This window comes from Nostoc sp., from assembly GCF_036917315.1.
GTDB lineage: Bacteria > Cyanobacteriota > Cyanobacteriia > Cyanobacteriales > Nostocaceae > Nostoc.
The window spans coordinates 85,050-105,052 of the sequence record NZ_JBALDR010000047.1; the positions used below are offsets into that span (position 1 = coordinate 85,050).

29 protein-coding genes are annotated in these 20,003 nt (G+C 40.2%); 16 read left to right on the top strand and 13 right to left on the bottom strand.

Annotated features, from left to right (window positions below; genetic code table 11):
• Positions 1-20: 20 nt before the first annotated feature.
• The 3 genes from V7K84_RS20825 to V7K84_RS20835 all read left to right on the top strand — a co-directional run bounded on the left by V7K84_RS20825 (position 21) and on the right by V7K84_RS20835 (position 1,782).
• Entirely contained in the window at positions 21-461 is a 441-nt protein-coding gene (locus V7K84_RS20825) for a hypothetical protein (protein ID WP_334840822.1), read from the top strand.
• Positions 462-513: 52 nt separating this feature from the next.
• Positions 514-1,464 carry an HNH endonuclease gene (locus V7K84_RS20830; protein ID WP_334840823.1) on the top strand — a complete coding sequence of 317 codons (951 nt, stop codon included), beginning with the start codon at positions 514-516 and terminating at the stop codon, positions 1,462-1,464.
• A gap of 81 nt (positions 1,465-1,545) precedes the next feature.
• Entirely contained in the window at positions 1,546-1,782 is a 237-nt protein-coding gene (locus tag V7K84_RS20835; RefSeq protein ID WP_334840825.1) for a hypothetical protein, read from the top strand.
• An 80-nt stretch (positions 1,783-1,862) separates the two neighbouring features.
• On the opposite strand, the gene V7K84_RS20840 is transcribed toward V7K84_RS20835, so the two are convergent.
• Complete coding sequence (locus V7K84_RS20840) at positions 1,863-2,009, bottom strand: hypothetical protein (RefSeq protein ID WP_334840827.1); 147 nt, start codon at positions 2,007-2,009, stop codon at positions 1,863-1,865.
• Positions 2,010-2,074: 65 nt separating this feature from the next.
• On the opposite strand from V7K84_RS20840, the gene V7K84_RS20845 reads away from it, so the two are divergent.
• The 9 genes from V7K84_RS20845 (at position 2,075) to V7K84_RS20885 (ending at position 6,234) form a co-directional block, all read left to right on the top strand.
• Positions 2,075-2,452, top strand: coding sequence for a hypothetical protein (locus V7K84_RS20845; protein WP_334840828.1), 378 nt, complete (start codon positions 2,075-2,077; stop codon positions 2,450-2,452).
• A gap of 11 nt (positions 2,453-2,463) precedes the next feature.
• The gene (locus V7K84_RS20850) at positions 2,464-2,763 is read left to right on the top strand and encodes a hypothetical protein (protein WP_334840829.1); all 300 of its coding nucleotides are present in this window, start codon (positions 2,464-2,466) and stop codon (positions 2,761-2,763) included.
• Positions 2,764-2,772: 9 nt separating this feature from the next.
• Complete coding sequence (locus V7K84_RS20855; RefSeq protein WP_334840831.1) at positions 2,773-3,219, top strand: hypothetical protein; 447 nt, start codon at positions 2,773-2,775, stop codon at positions 3,217-3,219.
• A gap of 35 nt (positions 3,220-3,254) precedes the next feature.
• Positions 3,255-3,494, top strand: a complete 240-nt coding sequence (locus tag V7K84_RS20860; protein WP_334840833.1) for a hypothetical protein — start codon at positions 3,255-3,257, stop codon at positions 3,492-3,494.
• 11 nt (positions 3,495-3,505) lie between these two features.
• Positions 3,506-3,994, top strand: a complete 489-nt coding sequence (locus V7K84_RS20865; protein WP_334840835.1) for a hypothetical protein — start codon at positions 3,506-3,508, stop codon at positions 3,992-3,994.
• 1 nt (position 3,995) lies between these two features.
• Entirely contained in the window at positions 3,996-4,211 is a 216-nt protein-coding gene (locus tag V7K84_RS20870) for a hypothetical protein (RefSeq protein WP_334840837.1), read from the top strand.
• A gap of 60 nt (positions 4,212-4,271) precedes the next feature.
• Positions 4,272-4,568 carry a hypothetical protein gene (locus V7K84_RS20875; protein WP_334840838.1) on the top strand — a complete coding sequence of 99 codons (297 nt, stop codon included), beginning with the start codon at positions 4,272-4,274 and terminating at the stop codon, positions 4,566-4,568.
• A 46-nt stretch (positions 4,569-4,614) separates the two neighbouring features.
• Positions 4,615-5,130 carry a hypothetical protein gene (locus V7K84_RS20880; RefSeq protein WP_334840839.1) on the top strand — a complete coding sequence of 172 codons (516 nt, stop codon included), beginning with the start codon at positions 4,615-4,617 and terminating at the stop codon, positions 5,128-5,130.
• A 69-nt stretch (positions 5,131-5,199) separates the two neighbouring features.
• The gene (locus V7K84_RS20885; protein WP_334840840.1) at positions 5,200-6,234 is read left to right on the top strand and encodes an endonuclease NucS domain-containing protein; all 1,035 of its coding nucleotides are present in this window, start codon (positions 5,200-5,202) and stop codon (positions 6,232-6,234) included.
• Positions 6,235-6,480: 246 nt separating this feature from the next.
• Here V7K84_RS20885 and V7K84_RS20890 read toward each other — a convergent pair whose 3' ends face one another.
• Together V7K84_RS20890 and V7K84_RS20895 are read right to left on the bottom strand one after the other, a co-directional pair.
• Positions 6,481-7,047 (bottom strand): GIY-YIG nuclease family protein, encoded by a 567-nt coding sequence (locus V7K84_RS20890; protein WP_334840841.1) that lies wholly within the window; start codon positions 7,045-7,047, stop codon positions 6,481-6,483.
• 89 nt (positions 7,048-7,136) lie between these two features.
• Complete coding sequence (locus tag V7K84_RS20895) at positions 7,137-7,319, bottom strand: hypothetical protein (RefSeq protein WP_196511554.1); 183 nt, start codon at positions 7,317-7,319, stop codon at positions 7,137-7,139.
• Positions 7,320-7,523: 204 nt separating this feature from the next.
• Between V7K84_RS20895 and V7K84_RS20900 the strand changes: the two genes are divergently transcribed.
• The 4 genes from V7K84_RS20900 to V7K84_RS20915 all read left to right on the top strand — a co-directional run bounded on the left by V7K84_RS20900 (position 7,524) and on the right by V7K84_RS20915 (position 12,851).
• Positions 7,524-7,769 carry a hypothetical protein gene (locus V7K84_RS20900; RefSeq protein ID WP_334840843.1) on the top strand — a complete coding sequence of 82 codons (246 nt, stop codon included), beginning with the start codon at positions 7,524-7,526 and terminating at the stop codon, positions 7,767-7,769.
• Between the two features lie 313 nt (positions 7,770-8,082).
• Positions 8,083-9,648: a hypothetical protein gene (locus V7K84_RS20905; protein WP_334840845.1), complete on the top strand. Its 1,566-nt coding sequence runs from the start codon at positions 8,083-8,085 to the stop codon at positions 9,646-9,648.
• Positions 9,649-9,653: 5 nt separating this feature from the next.
• Positions 9,654-12,269: a hypothetical protein gene (locus V7K84_RS20910; RefSeq protein WP_334840846.1), complete on the top strand. Its 2,616-nt coding sequence runs from the start codon at positions 9,654-9,656 to the stop codon at positions 12,267-12,269.
• Between the two features lie 48 nt (positions 12,270-12,317).
• Positions 12,318-12,851: an HU family DNA-binding protein gene (locus V7K84_RS20915; RefSeq protein WP_196511559.1), complete on the top strand. Its 534-nt coding sequence runs from the start codon at positions 12,318-12,320 to the stop codon at positions 12,849-12,851.
• A 152-nt stretch (positions 12,852-13,003) separates the two neighbouring features.
• On the opposite strand, the gene V7K84_RS20920 is transcribed toward V7K84_RS20915, so the two are convergent.
• The 10 genes from V7K84_RS20920 to V7K84_RS20965 all read right to left on the bottom strand — a co-directional run bounded on the left by V7K84_RS20920 (position 13,004) and on the right by V7K84_RS20965 (position 19,858).
• Positions 13,004-13,501, bottom strand: coding sequence for a hypothetical protein (locus tag V7K84_RS20920; protein ID WP_292850628.1), 498 nt, complete (start codon positions 13,499-13,501; stop codon positions 13,004-13,006).
• Between the two features lie 101 nt (positions 13,502-13,602).
• Positions 13,603-14,454, bottom strand: a complete 852-nt coding sequence (locus V7K84_RS20925; RefSeq protein ID WP_334840849.1) for an ATP-dependent DNA ligase — start codon at positions 14,452-14,454, stop codon at positions 13,603-13,605.
• Between the two features lie 84 nt (positions 14,455-14,538).
• A complete protein-coding gene (locus tag V7K84_RS20930) occupies positions 14,539-14,952 on the bottom strand; it encodes a DUF1257 domain-containing protein (protein ID WP_196511562.1) in 414 nt (137 codons plus the stop codon).
• Positions 14,953-15,096: 144 nt separating this feature from the next.
• Positions 15,097-15,432 carry a hypothetical protein gene (locus V7K84_RS20935; protein WP_334840851.1) on the bottom strand — a complete coding sequence of 112 codons (336 nt, stop codon included), beginning with the start codon at positions 15,430-15,432 and terminating at the stop codon, positions 15,097-15,099.
• A complete protein-coding gene (locus V7K84_RS20940; RefSeq protein ID WP_334840852.1) occupies positions 15,411-15,623 on the bottom strand; it encodes a DUF2997 domain-containing protein in 213 nt (70 codons plus the stop codon). The genes V7K84_RS20935 and V7K84_RS20940 overlap by 22 nt, the downstream gene beginning before the upstream one ends.
• A 428-nt stretch (positions 15,624-16,051) precedes the next feature.
• Positions 16,052-16,270, bottom strand: a complete 219-nt coding sequence (locus V7K84_RS20945) for a hypothetical protein (protein ID WP_334840853.1) — start codon at positions 16,268-16,270, stop codon at positions 16,052-16,054.
• 26 nt (positions 16,271-16,296) lie between these two features.
• A complete protein-coding gene (locus tag V7K84_RS20950; protein ID WP_334840854.1) occupies positions 16,297-16,698 on the bottom strand; it encodes a DUF6876 family protein in 402 nt (133 codons plus the stop codon).
• Between the two features lie 42 nt (positions 16,699-16,740).
• The gene (locus V7K84_RS20955; RefSeq protein WP_334840856.1) at positions 16,741-17,046 is read right to left on the bottom strand and encodes a hypothetical protein; all 306 of its coding nucleotides are present in this window, start codon (positions 17,044-17,046) and stop codon (positions 16,741-16,743) included.
• Entirely contained in the window at positions 17,039-18,613 is a 1,575-nt protein-coding gene (locus V7K84_RS20960; RefSeq protein ID WP_334840858.1) for an AAA family ATPase, read from the bottom strand. The genes V7K84_RS20955 and V7K84_RS20960 overlap by 8 nt, the downstream gene beginning before the upstream one ends.
• A 180-nt stretch (positions 18,614-18,793) precedes the next feature.
• The gene (locus V7K84_RS20965) at positions 18,794-19,858 is read right to left on the bottom strand and encodes a hypothetical protein (RefSeq protein WP_334840860.1); all 1,065 of its coding nucleotides are present in this window, start codon (positions 19,856-19,858) and stop codon (positions 18,794-18,796) included.
• Positions 19,859-20,003 lie beyond the last annotated feature (145 nt).

Sequence of the window (20,003 nt, forward strand, 5' to 3'; positions counted from 1 at the left end):
GTTGTAGCTGCACGCTCATCATGACTCATCGGTATCCATTTAGCACAATGCACCCAGCCGCATATTACGGACAGCGTGTAGGGGTTTACTTCAACCTGCATTACCACGTCTTTTCACTCAAGAAAGGAGGAAAAAGCGGGTCGCTGCTAACTCATGCTGGGGTGTGTCAACTAACCAATGCGGTGTTTGAGGTTGAGCGCAAGGGACGAGAACGTGCGATCGCTCAAGGTCGTAAAAATGTCCACGCCTATGTTGTGGGTATTTTGCAGTCGTTAGGGTGGGATCATCTGAGTGATAACGCAGTGCGATCGCTCATAGGATTAGGCTACCAGCGAGTGACATATAACTTGCATCCCGACCACCCACTGTTTTATTGCAAAGATGTAATGCCTTATACACCAATAACTACTGCTAAAGCGGTTATTTTAAACGATAAAATTGCTCTAGCTCTAGTTGAGTAAATCAGTAAGAATTTGTGGCAGATGGCAAACGACCTATACAGTTATGTGAATAATGACGAAAAATCTCGCCTACTACGTCAATAAGTTTGCCAATCTCAGGGTATCCCGTTCTAGTGGGGTTGCACCGAATAAACCTATTTTGGTGCTATCAATTATTGAACTGATAAGCCAAGGGGAAATAAGGCAAAATCAAGTTCCTTTATCGGCTGAACTCATCGCCACATTTCTTAAACTGTGGAGTCACCTGGAGCCAGTACGCAAACCAGATATTGGGCAACCGTTTTTCTACCTTAGAAGCGATGGCTTTTGGCATTTTCAACCCAATCTCGGATTTGAATTAACGGTTACATCTAAAGCAAAAATTGTTACTCCTGGGGCTATTCGGCAGGCAGTTGAGTACGCCTACCTTGATGATGAACTCTGGTCACTGCTGCAAAACGAGAGCGAACGCACTGTACTAACCCACACACTCATTAATTCATGGTTTAACGATCGCACACAAGATATCGAGTCATTATTGCAAGTCAACGCCTTTGCTGAACTACAAGACCAGTTGCAACGCACTGGTGGCAAGGTCTACCAGCCAGAGGAATTAGAAGATGAGCAAGCTGTAATTGTACGAGATGGTGCTTTTCGCAAAATTGTAGTTTCAACTTACAACCAACGCTGCGCGTTTTGCGGGTTACAGATACTCGATATCAATGCTCAGAATATCGTTGACGGCTCACACATCAAACCATTCTCCCAGTTCTACGACGACCGCATCAATAACGGGCTGTCACTGTGCAAAAATCATCACTGGGCATTTGACCGCTTTTGGTTTACTATCAACGACGATTACACCATTATTGTTGCTGACAACCTGCGGGAAGATTCACCCAACGCCAAACCAATGCGGGAATTTAGGGGCAATGGCATTATCTTACCAAGCCAACAACAGTATTATCCTAGACTTGATTCTCTACAATGGCATCGTCAGGAGTTTTTGCGGCGGGCAGCCTAAATTTTGATATTTAAATTAGCGTGCCTTGTATTATCATAAAGCGGGATATAACTTACATTTGTAATCAGGCGAGTATGTAAAATGCAAAACGATTCGACTATCGAAACAGAATTAGGATACTTTCAACGCTACAGCTTAATTGAAAAATTAGTACGACGTTTTGCAAAAATTAATGGCTGGGAAATTGAAGAGAATACAGATATTTTTAATACTGAAAATCATCGAATTCATCTTTTGATAACAATGGCAGAAGCGGCTATTGAAGAAGTAGAAAGTGAAATCAACGTTTATGCTAATGAAGAAGAAATAGAGAGTTAATTAAAAAAGTTATGTATACTGCTTACCCCTATGTAATCAAAAATGATAGCGGTGCATACCTGCAAAACGATGCAACGATGTCAAACGCCATCTGGGGCAATATCAACACCGCAATGCACATCCGCCACTAAATCGGTGCAGTAACAATTCAAGAAGTAACAGGCGGCTGGGTCTACCAACTCAACGGCGATCGCTATGAATACAATTTTGTCAGCTTGTAAATACATAGTTTACTATGTAGAATATTAAGAGTAAGCGATCGCACATTCTGACTATCCCCATTAAAACCATCATGAAACTGCAACGTATCGAAGCAGGTGAATATCTTACTCCTGATGGTAGGTTTTATGTCCGCAGTACTTACTACTCCAACGGAATACCCGGACGGAGTAACACCAGCACAGGATGGTTGATTAAGGATAGAAGCGGGGCAACCCCGTTTCAAAGAAACCACCATAAAAGTAACCTGCGGCGGGTGGATACGCTGACAGAAGCGAAAGAAATTATTGCTCTAGTTGTCGAGTGCGATCGCAAAGAGCAGACATTACGCGATGCTGGATGGCAGAAGCAAGAAAACTGTCAACCTCCTGGTGTATGTTGGTTATCTCCCTATACAGGTAAGTTGTTAACTCGAAGTGAAGCATTGCTGGAATTGAGTTTGATGTCGTGAGCAATAATCCTATGACGAATGAAGAGAGAGCATCTCTAGAAAATGCCATCAAAATTTATGTAGAAATGGGTGTACTAAATCGAGTGTCACAATCAACAAAAACATTTTTAGCTCGTGTTCCAGGTATAGATACTCGGAGGCTACAAACTCTCATTAAAAACCAAAGTCAAGAAATTGCAGCAATGGCTGGGGCTAAAGATGTGATTTATAAAACTGGTGACTATCTCCCTTCGGGTCGTGGTGCTTTCGGTCTTAGGAGTGGTGGTGAACGTGCGGTAAATATTTCACCATCAATTGAGTTTATTTTTTAATAAAAAAATATGAACACATTAGAACTAAAACCAGGGGATAAAATCGGAGTATTTTTCTATGATGACAAGCGTGGCACTAAAGCCGTAATTGAAGAAGTTATACATATTTCATCTAGTGGTACAATTACTCTCAAAAATGGCACTCGCTACAACCGAAATGGAAGAGAAGTAGGTGCTTTGGGCGAGGGAACTTATTTATGTACCACAGAAAAAGCTCAAGCTGTTATAAAGAAAGCAGAACAACGTAAACAACAAAAAGAAGAAGAATATAAGGCATACATAGCATCACCTGAAGGTAGACGTGATAAAGCTGCGGCATCATCAGTAAATGCTGCTATTAAAGCACTCAATCAATATGGCTGGTATGCTGATGTTGATGGTCACATGGATGCTATGGAATCAGAAATTGAGCAAATTATCAAAAAATATGTCAGCGAACACGAACCTATTAGCTAAAGATTCAGGTATTTCATTAATTGAGGTTAACTTTTATGTTTGAACCAAACGCAGAAGGTCAAGTCAGACTGTACTTTACAGAAGAGAAAATTTGTATTGGTTCATATAAAGAAGTAGAAAAGTACGAGCGGGAAACCAAAAACAGCTATTGGGCATCTGAGTTTTTTGAATTACCACCAGACTATAACCCAATTGGTAAAACAGCAGATGAAATTAAGTTAGCTGTCAGAGAAGTACTTTTATCAAAGTTGCTGAAAAAAAGCTTAGGTCTGTGATTTAACCTTATATGTACTACGGATACCGTTGCTATACCAAAGAAGATAAGCCTTTGGGTTGGCTATACACATTTGACTCTAATCTTGAATATGCTTTTATCAATAAAAGTTTCCATTTGTGCAAGCGATGGAAAACAGAAAAAGGAGCTAAAAAACACTTCGATCATTACAATAATAATTGGCAGTTTAAAAGTAAAGGAGGCTATCTCAAAATTGAGGTAATGCCAGAAATTACTGATAATGGAAAAGAAAAATCTTCTCAGCAGCGATGGAATGAAGCCAATCGTGATGCACTTTACCAAGCTCAAGAAAATTACAACCAGAAGCGCCCTATAATGTCATTTCGTCCAAAAGCCGAACTGTTGGAATGGCTGGACGAGGAACGCGAAACTGATGACAATGGTGAACCAGAAACTGATGCTTCACTCTTAAATCGGAAGTTAGAAAAACTTAGACAGTTAGAACAAAAAGATTTTAGCGATTCGTTTAAGGGAAATTAAAATGCCAAATAAAATATTAAAGTTTGAATTAATTGAAGGGCTACCAGAAGACAATGGAACTTATTTTGTATTATTAGAAGATGGTTCCATCAAAGAAGGATATTTTGGCTCATTCTCTTTTCCTCATCATCAAGAAGATATTGTTAGAATTGCTAACTGTGAAGATAAGCAATTTCATTATGAAAAATTTATTGGTTGGCTAAAACCTATAGAATGATTGGTTTTAATACAATAATTTATATATAAAATAAAAATCTGAATATATTTATGTAAAACAATGAAAGCAGAACAATTAAAAACTATAATTATTAATATTATTAATGAAAAACCAAGGTTTTTTGATGGTGTTTGCGCTAAAGATATTAAAAATTTGCTCTTGGAACATTACGAAATTTCTGTAAGTGAAAGAACAATTATTAAAGTAATGATGGAAATAATAGATGAGGGTCAGAATAAATTTGGTGGTTCTGGTTATGTTTGTGGTGATGAGAGTACACTAACATGGGGGGATGAACATAGTAATGCAAATTCAAAACTGAGAGGACTACATAAGTATTGGTGGTTTAATATTTAGATAATAAAAATAATTTGACTGAAGAATTAGCAAAAAAGTATTTATAATGAGCATTAATTTAGACCGTCTGCTAGCAATATTAAAAGAACAAGCAGACTTGATTGATAAACTTAACACACGTTCTGATTTCCGCTATAAAAGTACACAAAGGCTAGTTTTGGATTATGGTAAACCTTTTGTAACTCAGGTTAAATCACCATTCAAAGGTGAACGTAAAGCTTGCTTTGAAAACTGCTTAAAAGGATTGTTGAGGTATCCAAACCTAAACTATTGTGAAGGATTTGCTATTAGTGAGGATATTGATATAGCTGTATCCCATGCTTGGTTAGTAAATAATGATGGAGAATTAATTGATCCAACTTGGATAGGTGAGCGGTTTAAAGGTAGTGCTTATTTTGGAGTAGTCTTTACCGATGATTTTGTAAGAGAAATAGCCCAAAAGACTAAATGCTATGGAATCCTAGATAACGACTATATGAATGAACACCAACTTAAACAAGAAGGATTTCCAACTCACGCACTTCATCCCATATTTCACTATTCTGTAAATGTGCCTGAGTGAAACAGTTTTGGGTGCGATCGTGTTATGCCATAATATTCAGTATTCTATTAATATTGCAGTGACGAAGATATGTTAGTTGGTGCAGCACTGCGTAAAACAGGTTCTAGTTGGGAATTTGCATCAGAGGCAGCATTAGAAGATTTTGTTTGGGATAACCTACAGCAATTATCAGGCTTAACACCTTTAAAACGACAGTATGCTGTTAAGGGCGAAATCTGCGATATCTTAGCACTTAACAACACGAGACAATTAGTAATTTTAGAACTCAAAAATGCTGAAGATAGATATGTTGTCCAGCAATTAACTCGCTACTACGATAACTTACTAGACGAAAAACCATTTCAAGAGCAAATTGATTACAGGCAGCCTGTCCGGTTAATTGCGATCGCACCCTCATTTCACAGACATAATTTGATTGACCGCAAACACACAAAGTTGATAGTTGATTTTTTGCAGGTTACTGTTGCCCAGATTAATCAAAATTTTCACTTACAACTGCAAGATACTGATACTAATCAAACTTGGTCAATTCCAATTACCTATCAGGAACTTGATATTAGCAGTACATCAAGCAATATTCCAGACCCACCGCAATTACTTTTAGATTGGCTTGGTGCTTGTACTGGAGAAGAACAGCAAGCAATTCTTAAACTTAGAGAAAAAATTCTGAGTTTTGATGAGCGAATCAAAGAAGAAATTGAAGGTAAAAATACCATTAGATATGGAAGGGGTAAGACTAAACCATTAGCTGAGTTTTGTTTTCAAAGAAAGATTAATAAACCAGTAATATTTCTGTGGCTGCCAACTCCAAGCTCATTATTATTTGCAGAAAGAAGACAAGTGATTGGCAGAATGAGGCTGTGGATGGCTGGATCTGTTGTTACCCATGTTGGCCATATACCAGAAGGTTTCGGTCGGATGAGGCTGCAATCTGAATGGGATGCCATGCCACGAGAAAAAAGACCTAGAAATTTGTATTGGAGCCTTTCTTATAAATCATTTTCTCCTGTGGTAATTAACACTTATAAGGAGTTAATTGCAAATCCTGATTCCCTAGAATCATTAGCAGATTTAGCACTTGGCAAGTGGTTAGCAAGAATATAAATTATTCTGATTTAATCATCTGGAAATTGCCAATATGAAATACTTTCTACATCTTTGCTACTGCATTGAATACAAGTAACATCAAATTTTGAATCCATCCACTCATAACCGCAAGTACGACAGTGACAGAAAATATTATTGCGGTTGGCATCTTTTATACCCTGATGCCATTGTTGTAGTTGCTCAGGATTTTGAAAAGGAAAATATCAGACATTCTCGTAAGCCTCTTATCGTTACAAAAAAAGTTTACCCAAACGGTTGCCCCCACCGCTCCCACATTTCCTTGTTAAATGGCGATCGCCACTTCAAAATTAAACTCAACTCCAACTCCTGCCGTGCGCGTCGGTCAACAGGGGTGTCCCACCAAAAAGCGATGTTGACTGCTGTTTGCAACCCATAGCGATAATGTAAATCTTGGTAGCTGGCTATGTAATCCTTGCAGGCGTGAATCCCTTTCCACCGCTTGTTACTTCTGCAAGTTTCCCCCACATACAAAATCAGGTCAGCCGCAGAATCAACAACAAAGTAAAGACACGCATCGCCGGGGCTATCAGCTGGCATTCGGTAAAACGAGAGCGATCGCACTGACAACTGCAACGGATCAATCCTGTCTGGGCCGCAGTGCGCCGGGGCTAGATCAAATAATGCCGTCTGTTGTGGTGGCTGAATTTCCCTTACTACCTGCTGATAGTCAAAGATTTGCGCTTTCCACTTCAGCAGTACTGCCTCGCTCATCACCAGCGCCTCTGTTCTAGGTGCTGGTGTGGGTTTCACTTCTGGAAATAGGTTTAGCTGGTTGGGTTCCAAAGTCATCACTGGGAGTTACAAAGCAGATTATCTCTCAGAACTGAATCGAGTAAACCTGTTAACAGCTGTAGTTCTCTTGGAAAGTGAGCGATCGGTTATTCTTCGGACTTCAAATTGTGCTTTTTGATTATTTCCTGGTTCTCAGGTTTATTGAGCCAATCTTCTAGAGCCTCAGCGATCGTATCGCTTAGGTTTTTATCTTTGAGGGCTACTACTGCCCGAAACAATCGGTTTAACTCTGGAGAAACATAGCCCCGTAATTCCTTCTTCTCGCTCATCAACCTTGCACAGCGTACAACGGCTTAATTTTTGCACAGCTTTTTAGGATATTTTGATTTAGCGGTTTATCCTATTATCCGATTGTCCTATTTCGGCGATATGATTGTGAGTGTTGCAACGCGCAACGGCGAAGCGATCGCCCCTCGGCTGGACACCAAACAGAGCGATCGCGGATGTTTACCCCCATATTGGGAGACTAATAAATGATGACACAAAACTTTTTGTCAGGTGCTAACAACCCCACCACCAATCAAACATCCTCTGAAGCAACCCCTCTTAAAGAACCGCTCAAACATCTGTTGATTGGTTCTTCTAAAGCTGTAACTAGCACAATTCACTACTTGCAGGTGATTGGCTATGCAGATGTTGGAGATTGGAGTCCTTTACTACCCAGTCCTAATGCTGGTGAAGTCATGAGCATTTTGAATAGACCTATTGTGGTGAAATAGTCATCACGCCAAATCTAAGTAATAGATGCCCCCAAGCGGGAGCTATTTTTTGGCGGTAATTTGAGAAGGTCAAAAGTGCGATCGCTTGACCTCCAGTTCTGTGGAAAGGGAGCGATCGCCCTTCATGCCTTCATTCTTAGAGAAAGCCCCCAGGCGATAGCCCAAGCCAGACATCGGAATGTACCGCCCTTTTTCAAAGAAGGAAGCGGGGATGCTCTGACACGGAAGGGAGAGATTTAAATGATAAATGATTGTTCGGACTTGACATGAATCATGAGCTAAAATATTTAGTATTTTTGTACTAAAAGTAGCTATGAGCAAAGAAGACATTTTAGGTCAAATATCTGGCGAAGATTGGATAAAAAAAGGTGGTTTAGATGTCCCCGACGATATTTTTAGCGCCTTAGAAAGTCCGTTTGATTGGTTCGACGAGTTGAAACCTATCAGCTTTTCCAGAGGAAATTTACCCACCATAGAAAATATACTTAGCTACTTTTCTGAGAGCGAGATAAGTAATATCGTAAAAAGTTCGTCCATTGAAATACTACGAACTTCCTACGGGATAAACAAGTGTTTTAATTCCAAGGTGTACAATAATTTGGCTGCAAAAGGCGACCAGCTTGCAGCTAGTTTAAAATTAAAAACTCGTGACCTTCAGATTTATAATGCCGCTATTCAAGCAAACAATTTATTCTTGAATATAGGTTTGTTGAACAAGCAACTTAGTTCTAACAGTTATGACGGACAAATGGGAGAGGTTTCAATTTATCAGAAAGTTAAAGCAACAGAAATTAAAAACAAAGATTGGTTGCAGAGTCTAGCAGAGAAAATTCAAGAGAAAGCAGTTCAGATTTTAGAACCTCTGCTTGACCAGTTACAAGAACGAAAAGATTATATTCCAGAAGAAGTAATTAGAGGTATTCAGATTGTCAGGGAAAAGGTATTAGACGAATTTGCAAAATTCTATATTGATTTAGAGAAAAGTTTATTAAAGATAAAGAATGATTTTGCTGAGGGCATTAGAGCATTGAAGAAAAAAGCTCTAGAACCTTTTCTGGCTGACATGAGAGAGTTAAGGAAAAAAGTACTAAATCCGGCAATTAAAGATTTTCGCAAACTTATAAACAAACTTAACAAATTATTGGCAATAATAAAAGACGAAAAATACAAAAATGATTCGGTTGGCGGCTATACAATTTCTTCAAGTTTCTCACCCAGCGCGATTATCCCTGTTGCTTCGCCGAGTGTTATTGATGTGATTGGTGTGGTAAATGCGATCGCTTCTGGATTGCTGCAAACATTGATCCTCAAAGGCGTAGCTATCCCCGCACAGTTAGCAGAAGCAGTAACTAAAACAGTGACTAGTCTTGTTCTGAAGGGATTAAACGCATCTGGTGCTGAAGCAGTTCGCTACATCGCTGGAGGAGTCCTAAGAGGTGCAAAAGACTTACTTCCCGCAGTATTTAATAACACTGGAATGTTTGCAGGGGCTTGGAGTTTTCTGACTTCATGCGCTCCCTACATAATTGCAGCAGCAGTGATTATTATCATTACGATTAAGTTGAGTCAAAAGGCTGATATCGGTAACTGGATAACAGTATTAGCAGTAGGTAATAACAATCAGGAACCTGATACAGTATTTGCTAGACTCCTTGGTGATGCTCAAGAAAAGCTTAAGGACTTGGGCAAAATTAAAGAAGATTTGATTCAAGAAACAGGGAAACAGTATACCAATGTCTACGCATTTTCATTTGATGGAGATGCGAGAAAACTATGTATTGATATGAGTTTGGCTGTACCAATTCCTATGAAAGATGAAATAGCTAATACATTATGGACTGAGTTTTCTACAAATTTTGATTTCTTGAGTAAAGAGTAAAGAGTATGAGTATTCAATTTAAAAACACGAGATATTTACCAGATGCCTCTCAGGGTAGAATCGAGACTGTTTCTGAGTGGCGGGTATGGAGTTGCAAGCATAAAAACTGGTCAGAAGCACCTGTTGTTGTTAGCCGCAATATATTACTTGCAGGACTTCACCCTAAATTAGAATTTTGTATTGGGGAAATTGAGAAAACCGAAACTAACCCGCGATCGCTAGACTCATTCAAGCCAAAGGGATATGAGGCTGCTTTCTTTTTGGATATGGCAAGTGGTTCTAGGAATCACGGCAGATTTACGTTTACTAATAAACAGACTATAGGTAAGAAATATTACGGCGAGGCAGCCAAAGACCAATGGAAACGCATTATCTATGGATCAATTCTGCACACTGGCTGTAAGAAAATGGTCTATCAACAAATGAGATTCATCGTCGTTGATGATGAAGCTAAAGATGATGATGGCAATTTCTTGGATGACCAAGTAAACAATATTCACTGGGAAAGTGGTGATTCTCATGCCAAAGCTAGTAAACGTCTGATGCAACTTTTGGGCTTACCTGCTGACCCAGATGGTGATAACAACTATGTAGATGAAGGTAGACCGCTACAGTTTCGCGCTGCTTTGTGGGGTGAATGGATTGGCAAGGGTACAGTTGCCTACAACCCCAAGCTTGATGATTTTGGCGCTGATTTAGTAATTCCACTATCCTCACTCAAGGGCAATAAACCGACACTGGGCAACCATGAAGGCAAGATTCTCATGGGGTTAGTCTTTGAAGCAGAAGAACGCCGCGCTAAACCAGGATGGATGTTGTTTCAATGGTTTGATTTCGGGACTTTACAAAAAGACAAGATTATTAGTCGGTTAGAAGAAAAGTGCGATCGCTTATCCAAAGCCTACAACAGTATCACTGACTTAGCTGAAATTCTGAGAATCGACCAGTCTGAAGCTGAAGCCGAACTTGAAGAAGGGTCTGACAAGCTTCAATCGGAAGCTGAGTATGAGAACACAATGATCCGCATCATCCAGGCAGATAAACAAGGAATATTGCTGCTGCACCCCTATGTTGTGCGGCGGGTGAAAGAGCGTATGCAAGCTGTCTGGTTGAATTTAGCTAAAGCCGCAGGTGTGCGGTTCTATTCACTTATGGCACAACCTGACGAGGTGCTAGCTCACTACCACATTGTTTTACCTGATGGACGAATTAAAGGACGAAAGGTATTTTGCGCTCCTGACTTTGAAGAGGGCGAGTACATAGTTTTCTGCAATCCCATGCGGCACTGGGGCGATTGTCAACTGTGGGAGAACCTTCATGAAGGAACTTACATCAACAGCACCGGTATTATGGCTGCACCCCGTTTACTTCTTCTAAACCTGGGGCGCGATACCGATGGGGATTTTATTCAACTCGTTAGGAGTAGTGCGTACCCAAATATGAGGGAGGCGATCGCTAACTTTGATGAACCTCCAGCAACGAAGAAATTTCCTAAAATGGCACTGACTGGCAACTTACAACAAATTGCCATCAACTCAATGAACGACTTAACGGGGATTGTTGCCTCGCTGTTGGCAAGGGCGCGTTCTGGCGGTTGTGAGCAAATCGTTTTAAACATTCCTGCTGGGGGTGAACAGAAACAAGATGAGGAAATGCGGATTATCGATTTTCTCTCTCAGCAAGTGCAAATCGCGGTTGACTCTCTCAAGAGTGCTTACCCCAATAACACCAATGGGTTAGATGCTGTTAAAGCGTTTCTGAATGAACAAGGCGCTGAGTCTCCTTGGCTAAAAGACTTCAAAGAACCAGCCTGTTACCGTGACCGTCCTTGTGCAGTAAAAGCAGATGCTCTTGATACCGTATCCCGCATAGTTCAAACAGTTAATTCAAAATGGAAAGCACCAGACCTCCGGCTTGATTCCTCACCTAGAACTTACGAAAAGGTTTTGTTCAATGATGTAAGTTATGCACCGGAACAATTAGCGATCGCTATTTCTCACCGGGACACCTACCGAGATGCAATGCGAAAAGCTATTGAATGGAAAGAAGCCAATGATGGGTCTACTAGATTAATTCGGGAAACTGCGGAGGCAACAAAGGCCAGTAAGCAAAACATTCTGGAAACTGCCAAACCTGACGGCACTTTTTACGAAGCGATGTCTTGGGTTAGTGCCTACTGGACAGTGGCACATCAGGCGGAAACTGGCGATGCTGGATTAGTGTTTATGATCTTCGCTGACGAAATTGTGGAAAAGCTCAAGAACTCTAAACCAGAGGAAGCCAAGGTTATTATTTGCTACGCAGTTCAGCACGGTTCTTGGTCAGCACCACAAAAAAACCCTTGGAAAGGGCAAGAGGTAATGGTTCGTGCTTACATTCGTGAAGTTTCTAGCAAGCAATATCTAGCCCTTGAGATGAAATGGGAGGGTGCAAAAACTCAAATCGGCTGGTTTCACTTAGGAAATATTGGTGAAAAATATCGTCCCTATATGCTCCCAGGAATTACTAAAACCATGAAGATTTACTCAACTAGATTGAAGGATTCTAAAACAACTGAAGTTACACTTTTTGATCCAAACATGACCGAAGAAGAAATCAAAGACTATCTTTTCTTCAAATAGCTATAATTAGCTATAATCATGTGAAGGTTTTGCGTTTGTTTTCTAATTATGAACTCCCACTTATCTGAATACATTCAGTCTTCAACTGGTTACAACAAGACAACTGTTGATAGCATTCTTGAGTCTTTCATTAATTTTGTACAAGTTTCACTTCGTAAAGGGGAAAATGTCAAACTAGAAAAATTTGGGGTTTTTTCTCACAAAGATTTACCCGAACGTGACGGCAGAAATCCCAAAACAGGAGAAGCAATTAAAATTTCTGCCAGACGAAAGGCAGTGTTTAAATTTGCTAATACATTTTCGATTGAACCTGACCCTGCTGTTTCGCAGTCTGTATTGCCAGTTGAGCAAAATAAAACCGAAGTTTCTAAAGTCCCCCCACCAATTCCACTAGAGCTACTAGCAAGTGGTACTGAAAACTTGTGGCATATACAAATCAATGGTCAACCTGTTGAAGTGCCTGAGTCTCAACTTGTTGCCAAGGGGTTAACCGAAACAACTCCGTTATGGAGTGAGCGCACTGGTTGGAAACTTGCTCAAGACATCCCTGAACTAGGTTACTTATTTAAAAAAGCTGCTTAGTTTGATGCAGAAAAAAATAAACCCTCCGGTCAAATTAAGGAGGGTTATATTTTGGGCATTAATTTGTAGAAAAAGAATTAAAAATAAAAAAATACCCTGAACCAAATTAGTCCAGGGTTATAGATGGAAATGGGCTGTCAAACTAGATGCAATTAGGTCTGAATTAACAGAGTCTGTGCGTAAACAGTTTCGCTACCTACTGTTCCGGTGATAAACAAACCAACGGGAGCATCGCTTGGGCTGTCAACGTACCATATTTTTGCATCTGTTAGTTGCTTGAATACTTCATACAATTGCACGTAGTACTCAACTGCTTCAGCTTCGCTAGCTAGGCTTTCTAAAGTTGCAGTTCCAGCATCAACCATATCACTCTGATTTTTGAGTTCTGCGATCGCATTATTGGCAAGTGGCACAAACACTTCGTCCAACGTCTTACTAGTGATAATGCGATCCTTGGGAATGCTATTAGAAGTTGCACCAGCCTTAATGCGTAAACTTCTATCCAAAGACAAGAGTTTGTCACTGTCAATAACTGCTTTTGTTCGTCCAGGCTTTAGCGGTGAGTCACTTTCCGATTGCCCCCAAAAGTTATAATCTTTCAGGACTGCATTTAATGTTTTAACTGCCAAACTTGCGGTTTCAAAAGCCATTTTCTCTCCTGATTTGTAGGTAGGCTTTAAGTTTTAATACTGCCTAGTTTAGCAAAGGTAGTACAAATTAACTATATTTAAAATATTTTTTTCATTCTGAATTAATCTTGAATGATTCGAGAAAATACCGGATGTCTCAAGCTTTTTATAGAACTACTAGAACTATTAGTGATGCCCATATAAATTACCTCAATCTTAGCTCCAGTATATTTGGATTGATTAGCCCAAATATCTAATCTTTCTGCATCAGTAAATCCCGTGCCAACTTTGGATTTTACTGTGACTTCACCTGCCTTACCTTCAACAGAAAGTTTCCCCAGACTTTTGTAATATTTGCCAGTACCTTTGTGAAAGTCCGTGACAATAAACGTGCCCTTCTCAAAGTTTTTGACTTTCAGTAGGTGTTGCGATCGCCCCTGGTAATAGGCTACGTCTGGATGCCTTAACATCGTTCCTTCATCGGAAGCACCGGAATCTTTATTAAGTTGGTTTTGAGTTTGCACAATCACCGGATTAGTTTCGATAACTGTATACGGCACTGCTACGACTGCCGATTGACTAGCAGGAATTATTTCTTGAATTTTACTAACCATTGCCTCTGTATTCGCCCAGGTGGTGTTGTCTTTCCACAGACCGAATACATGGAACTGAACACGCTGTTTTTGGGTAATGTCATAGCCTTTGCGATCGCGGACTATTCCTGATATGACATCAAATTTTTCATCAGTAATGTAAAGCTCTCCGTCAATAACATAACCAGCTTGTGCTATCTGGGCGCAGACATTCTCGATATGTTCAAGGCCAACATATTTTGTTTTTAACGTCCGGCTTATTAATCCTTGACCGGGAATATATAACCCTCGAATTCCATCCAGTTTTGGGGTTGAAAACCAATTGTTAACGCTATAGTTTTTAGTCGGGCTATAAGTATTTGCAAGCTGACAACTAAACATAAATATTGTAGTACAGATGTTCTATGCTAACTTAAAAAAATCCCTCGCTGATTTCAACGAGGAATAAATTTTCAATTGCCAAAACTAAGCCCATTTACTAGCGGTGACTATCATTTCACCATTTGATTCTGTCTGAGATTCAATATCAAAACCTTGGGCAATTAGGGCAGCGATTGCGTTCTCTTTGGCGTACCAAGGAGTTAGGGTTTCCATAAATTTCTGGGCATCACGCTTTGAACCATCACGGGTTAGAAACTGAAACTCTCCAGAATCACTAAGTTTAAATCCAAAATCGTAACCTCCTTGATAGTTTTGCACTCGTCTAATAACAAGTTCTGCTATCTTGCTATTCCCAAAAGGATCGTGAATATCAGTGTTATGCTCCAGTTTTGCTCCTTGGAGAATGCCATTAAGTCCATCGTCAATCATTTCAATTAGAACTTTCTCAAGAACTTGCGGGTTTTTGATAGTGGTTCTGATATGGGTTAGGTGAGACATTATTCTGCTCCGGTAAAATTGATGAAATTGGGCGGGTCAAAGGTGTTGTAATTTCAAAAATTGGTTTTTGGAAGTAACGGACAGCTTCTATTACCTTGCGATTACATTGGGGGCAAAAAAGCTTTCCATCAAAAGCAATAGTGTTTAATATATTTCATCATCCTCATCTTCATAAGGAATCCCACAACAAGGGCAACAAATAGGCAAGTTTCTAGGATTTATATCTGGGTCAGACTCTATTTGATGTTCTCGCTCCTCGTCAGAAAGGCTGTACCAATCAGAGAAATCAGCACCGCAGTGGTAGCAATAGTAATTTTCAGAACTATTTGAATTAAGTTGCTCGTTAATTATTTCTAGGGATTGCTCCAATCGCCCTAGTTCTGATGGGTTTTCAAGATAGTTTACCAATCCTGTTAAAAACGCAGAGTATTCATGGCTTGATAGTGGTTCAGGAAACTCTAAATGTTCTGGTTCTGCCACAGGTTCTCATCCTCCTGATTTTCGATTGGTTGCTGATTGTATTCAGGTAGAACTTCTTGCAATCGCACCTCACCCAATGCCTTCTCTAACCCGGCAGTGAGTTCTGTACAACTATTACCAACTCCATTAATCACGCGCTCGGTGATAGTACCGTCTTTGGCGATTGTTATTTGAATTTGTCGATATTGCATTAATTTTCTCCTGTTCAGATATTCTCTTTCTGGCTGTGGCAAAGATATTGCCAACTTTAAAGTCTTTTTGGAATCTCAGCCTATCGTAGGTTCCTTGAGGTAAAATTTTTAATTTTTCAAGAAATTCACAGCAAGGCTTGAAACCGAGATTGTATTTAATTGCTATTTCTGCAATATTAACTGCTGTAAATTTATGATAATTTTCGAGAATGGCAGTTGCATCTGTCTTAATTTGTCCAGATAAACTCTCAAAAACCAGTCGATAAAACCTCATATATTCTTTTCCCCTGGTAGTTTTCAGGCTTTCAGTCAAAGTTATTTGATGTTCGGTTAAATTTTGTTTAAATTGATTCATGTTGAAAGGTGGGAGCGACCCACCAATCACGCTAATTACTTAGATTGATGCTGTCCAAGTTTTAGGAGAAGCATTACTCACTGGATTTTTGTTGATATTCAATTGAGATAATCGCTTCGTAAATCTCAAACAATGTTTCAATTGCATCACCCAAAACTAAATCATTAGACGTAGTGAAATATTCACTTTGTTCTAATTTCTGGTATTCTGGCAACGCTGACAGCAGCTTGAGATTTTCCTCACTACCTCGAATAATTGCTTTGATTTGCTCAACTGTTATAGTTTTAGTCATAGCTTTACCTGATGTTTTGAGAAGCATTAATGTTCACTAGGCAACAGCAAAACTTTGTTCTCTAGATAGAGCTTGATTGTTTTCAGTGGAAAGTCAGTAAATATAATGTCCTGTCTAACTAATGGCTTAACTCCTGCATTCGGAGTATCTTCCCAGCAAGTTAAAACAGCGTCTTTCCCTGGTTTTGGCTTGATAAATTCATGCTCTTTACCAACGACTAACAACCAGAGTTGAAAATCGTAACTTTGAAGCTTTCTTTGGTAAGAGCCGATAGCATCAATTAGCCAGTATGCTTGCGCCTCATCTGCAAGAAACTTCACTCCATCAGTAAAATGAAACCCTAGAAAGTGTTTGTAATAGTTCTCAGTCCCAGTAAATTGCTGTAGCTCCTGTTCAAGTTTTTGTGCTAATTCTTCTTGAGCTTGCATGATAAATCCTCAATCATCAAATTCAAAAAGCGACAGCATTAGTTAAAAATAGTCTGTGAAATAATTATCTTCATCCTTTTCAAAATCGTCTAAATCTTCTCTAACTTCTGCCTCGCAGTTTTCACAGACTCCCTCTATACCGCCATAAATGACGGCAAATTCAAATGTTTCAACACCACCCCAAAACTGACCACATAAGTAACAAAAACCATGTTCACGAGCGTGTTTAGTGCAGTAATATTCAGGATTTTCTGTCACCCCTGATTCAGTTGGGTAAAAGCATTCTGTAACGTCTGTGCTTGCACAACCTAGATGTTGACATTTACTCATTTCAACTGGATTATTCATCAACTTCCAAAAGTGATGTTTCTTCACTGTTCACACAGACTCTAGAACTGGCACTTTTAGCACCACTGCGTTCTGCCCATTTGATTAATGATTGAATTTGAACCCATGCGATTTGAGACAAGGGAACGCAGCCAGCGATCGCATCTAACAAATCCCCCTGTGTAAATTCCTCCCCCCTGCTAAACCCTTGCTGCATTGCCTCATAAATCACTTGCTCAATTTCTGCGCCTGAGAAATCTCTACCACGAGAGGCGAGTAAGTCAAAATCAAACTCGTTATCAATAACCTGCTGCGGTCTGAGTCTGGAAAGATGAACTTTGAAAATTTGCGAGCGCTCTTGTTGATTGGGAAGGTCAAGCCAAAATAGTTCATCTAACCTGCCCTTGCGTAACATTTCGGCTGGAAGTAGCTCGACATTATTGGCAGTGGCAATGATAAAAACCGGTGCCGTTTTCTCCTGCATCCAGGTGAGTAGTGTTCCAAATACACGGCGGCTAGTTCCAGAATCACCATCAGAACCGTTGGTGATATTGCCAAATGCTTTGTCCAATTCATCAATCATCAAACAGCAGGGAGCGATCGCCTCAGCCAGTCTAATCACCTGCCTCACCCGTGATTCACTTTCACCAACAACCCCCCCAAATAACCGCCCAACATCCAGCCGTAGGAGTGGCAGTTTCCATTCAGCCGCAATGGTTTTAGCCGAAAGTGACTTACCCGTGCCTTGAATCCCTGCAAGTAACACCCCTTTAGGAGCGGGTAAACCATATTTTCTAGCCCTATCACTGAAACTTTGACTACGAACTTTTACCCAAGCTTTCAAATTCTCCAAGCCCCCCACAGATTCCAGTCCAGCTTGCACGGGAATAAATTCTAAAATGCCTGTCTCGCATACTGCTTGGCGCTTTTCTTCAATCACAGCAGCGATAGCACTTTCATCAACCTTTCCCGATTTGGCCAAACATTTTGCCAGCACCCGACTGATGCGGCAACGGCTCAATCCCTGGCAAGCTTTGATTAATTGCTCACGGTCTGGTTCAGTAATCGCGGTTTTCTTGCCAACTAAATCATTAATGAGGATGGAAATCTCTGTAGCAGTAGGCAATGAGAAATCTACAATCGTAGTTTCTTCACGCAGTTCCAGAGGTAGCCTGAGTTGGTCGCTAAGTAGTACAAGTGTGCGCCTGTCTCGTGCAATGTCCCGCGCCAAATTCTTAATCTCTCGAACCAGAGGCAATTGTGCTGGGGTAATTTGACTGTTGCTGCCAGGGGCAATCAGAGTACAAATGTCTTTTAGTACGAATAATGCCACCTGATTCGTTGGAGATTTTGCCACACGCGCCAAGGCATTCATCGGGTTGCCCTTGTCCTGTCCAGAATTGTCTGACCAACCACGGGCATAGTCCCAGAAATAAATCTGACCCTTGCGGGATTGGGCGATCGCAATTAATTCTTTCTCTGCTATCTCTTCCTCTAGCGTGACTACGTAAATCAGAGGAAATCTAGCAGCCAGCATCAATTCAAGTTCTGATTTTTCACCAGCTTTACACCCTGCTTTGCTTTGCATATCTAGGCAGATTTAATTAAGTACCGCAGTCTGTTATGGTTTCTAGCTACATTTGCCGTTGCTAAATTGAGTTAGGTAAGGTTGAGAATCAAGCGTTAAAAATTAGTAACTTCATAATTAAACTCACAAAATCAAAGTGACCCCATAACAAAAACGTTGTTACAGGGAAAAACACTTCTGTTATGCAACTATGGGTTCTTTGGTTTGTTGCTTACCCTTTTTTCCTTGAGACTCTAGCTCTTGTATGTGGAGCTTCAAGGAGTCTCTTTCAGCAACTAAAGAGTCTCTCTCAGTCATTAACCCATCAACATCAATATCTACTTGCAGTTCAGATGTAGATTTTTCCTGTAGTTGAGTTTGAAGCCTAGTAACAGCCTCGTTAGCTTCTTTAAGTTGATTTTTGGCGGTGGAAAGCTGAGATTCAAGCACTTGCTTCTGACCCACCTCAGCTTGTAGTTTTTGAATCTGACTATGTAAGCTTAAAACTTCACGATCGCGGGCATCTAGCTGACTAGTCAGATTAGAGATTTTACCTTGGCGTTCCTGTTCGCCATCTCGCAATTCCTCTAATTTTTCTAGCTCCTTGCTCAGTTCATTGTTTTTAAGAACCAAATCGTTGTTCTGATTTTGTAAGGATTCTAGCTGGATGCGAAAAGTCTCGGAATTAGCTAATTCTTGTTTATTAATGTTCAAATAAGCTTCACGCAACTCAGACCGTTGCCGTTCAGTTTCAGATTTATAAAACTCAAGTTCCATCTGAAGGTGAGGAAAATCTTTGAGTTGAGTCTTTAATAAATCGTTTTCAGTAACTAGAGTTTGGATGCGATCGCCGCTTACACTCGTATCGGCTTTCTGGTAAGCCAATCTATACCCGGCGATCGCCATCTGTCGCTGTGTTTGCAAGTACTCTTCTGGGATATCAGACTCATCTAGCAAACCATCGTCAGAAGTTTCCAGAATTGCTGTAATTAGGTCTTTTTCGCCTTTGCCAGACTTCAGTGCCGCGAGGTTATCCGCTCTCCACTCCTTAAGTAGCTGGCAGATAGTCTCAGCACTTCCACCAATTCCGTAAATGAATTTTAAGGCAGATTGAACACTGCGAACCACAATACCGATTCTGTTCTTTTGCAAAACATTACAAGCAACATCAACCATTTCTCGCGTAATTGCATTGTGTCGCTGAGTTTTGTCTATATCAAAGCCTGTTAGGTCTAAAGCCGTGAACGTTGTTGGTAACTTTGGCATGATATGTAAGCTCAACCTTACAAAGATATATGACTATTATGTAAGGTTAAGGTTACAATGTCAATCAAATAGGATCTTAGTAAACGTCAGTATAAAGGGGTCGGAAATGAAAATTGCGATTGCACTTGACGTTAGTCATTGCAAA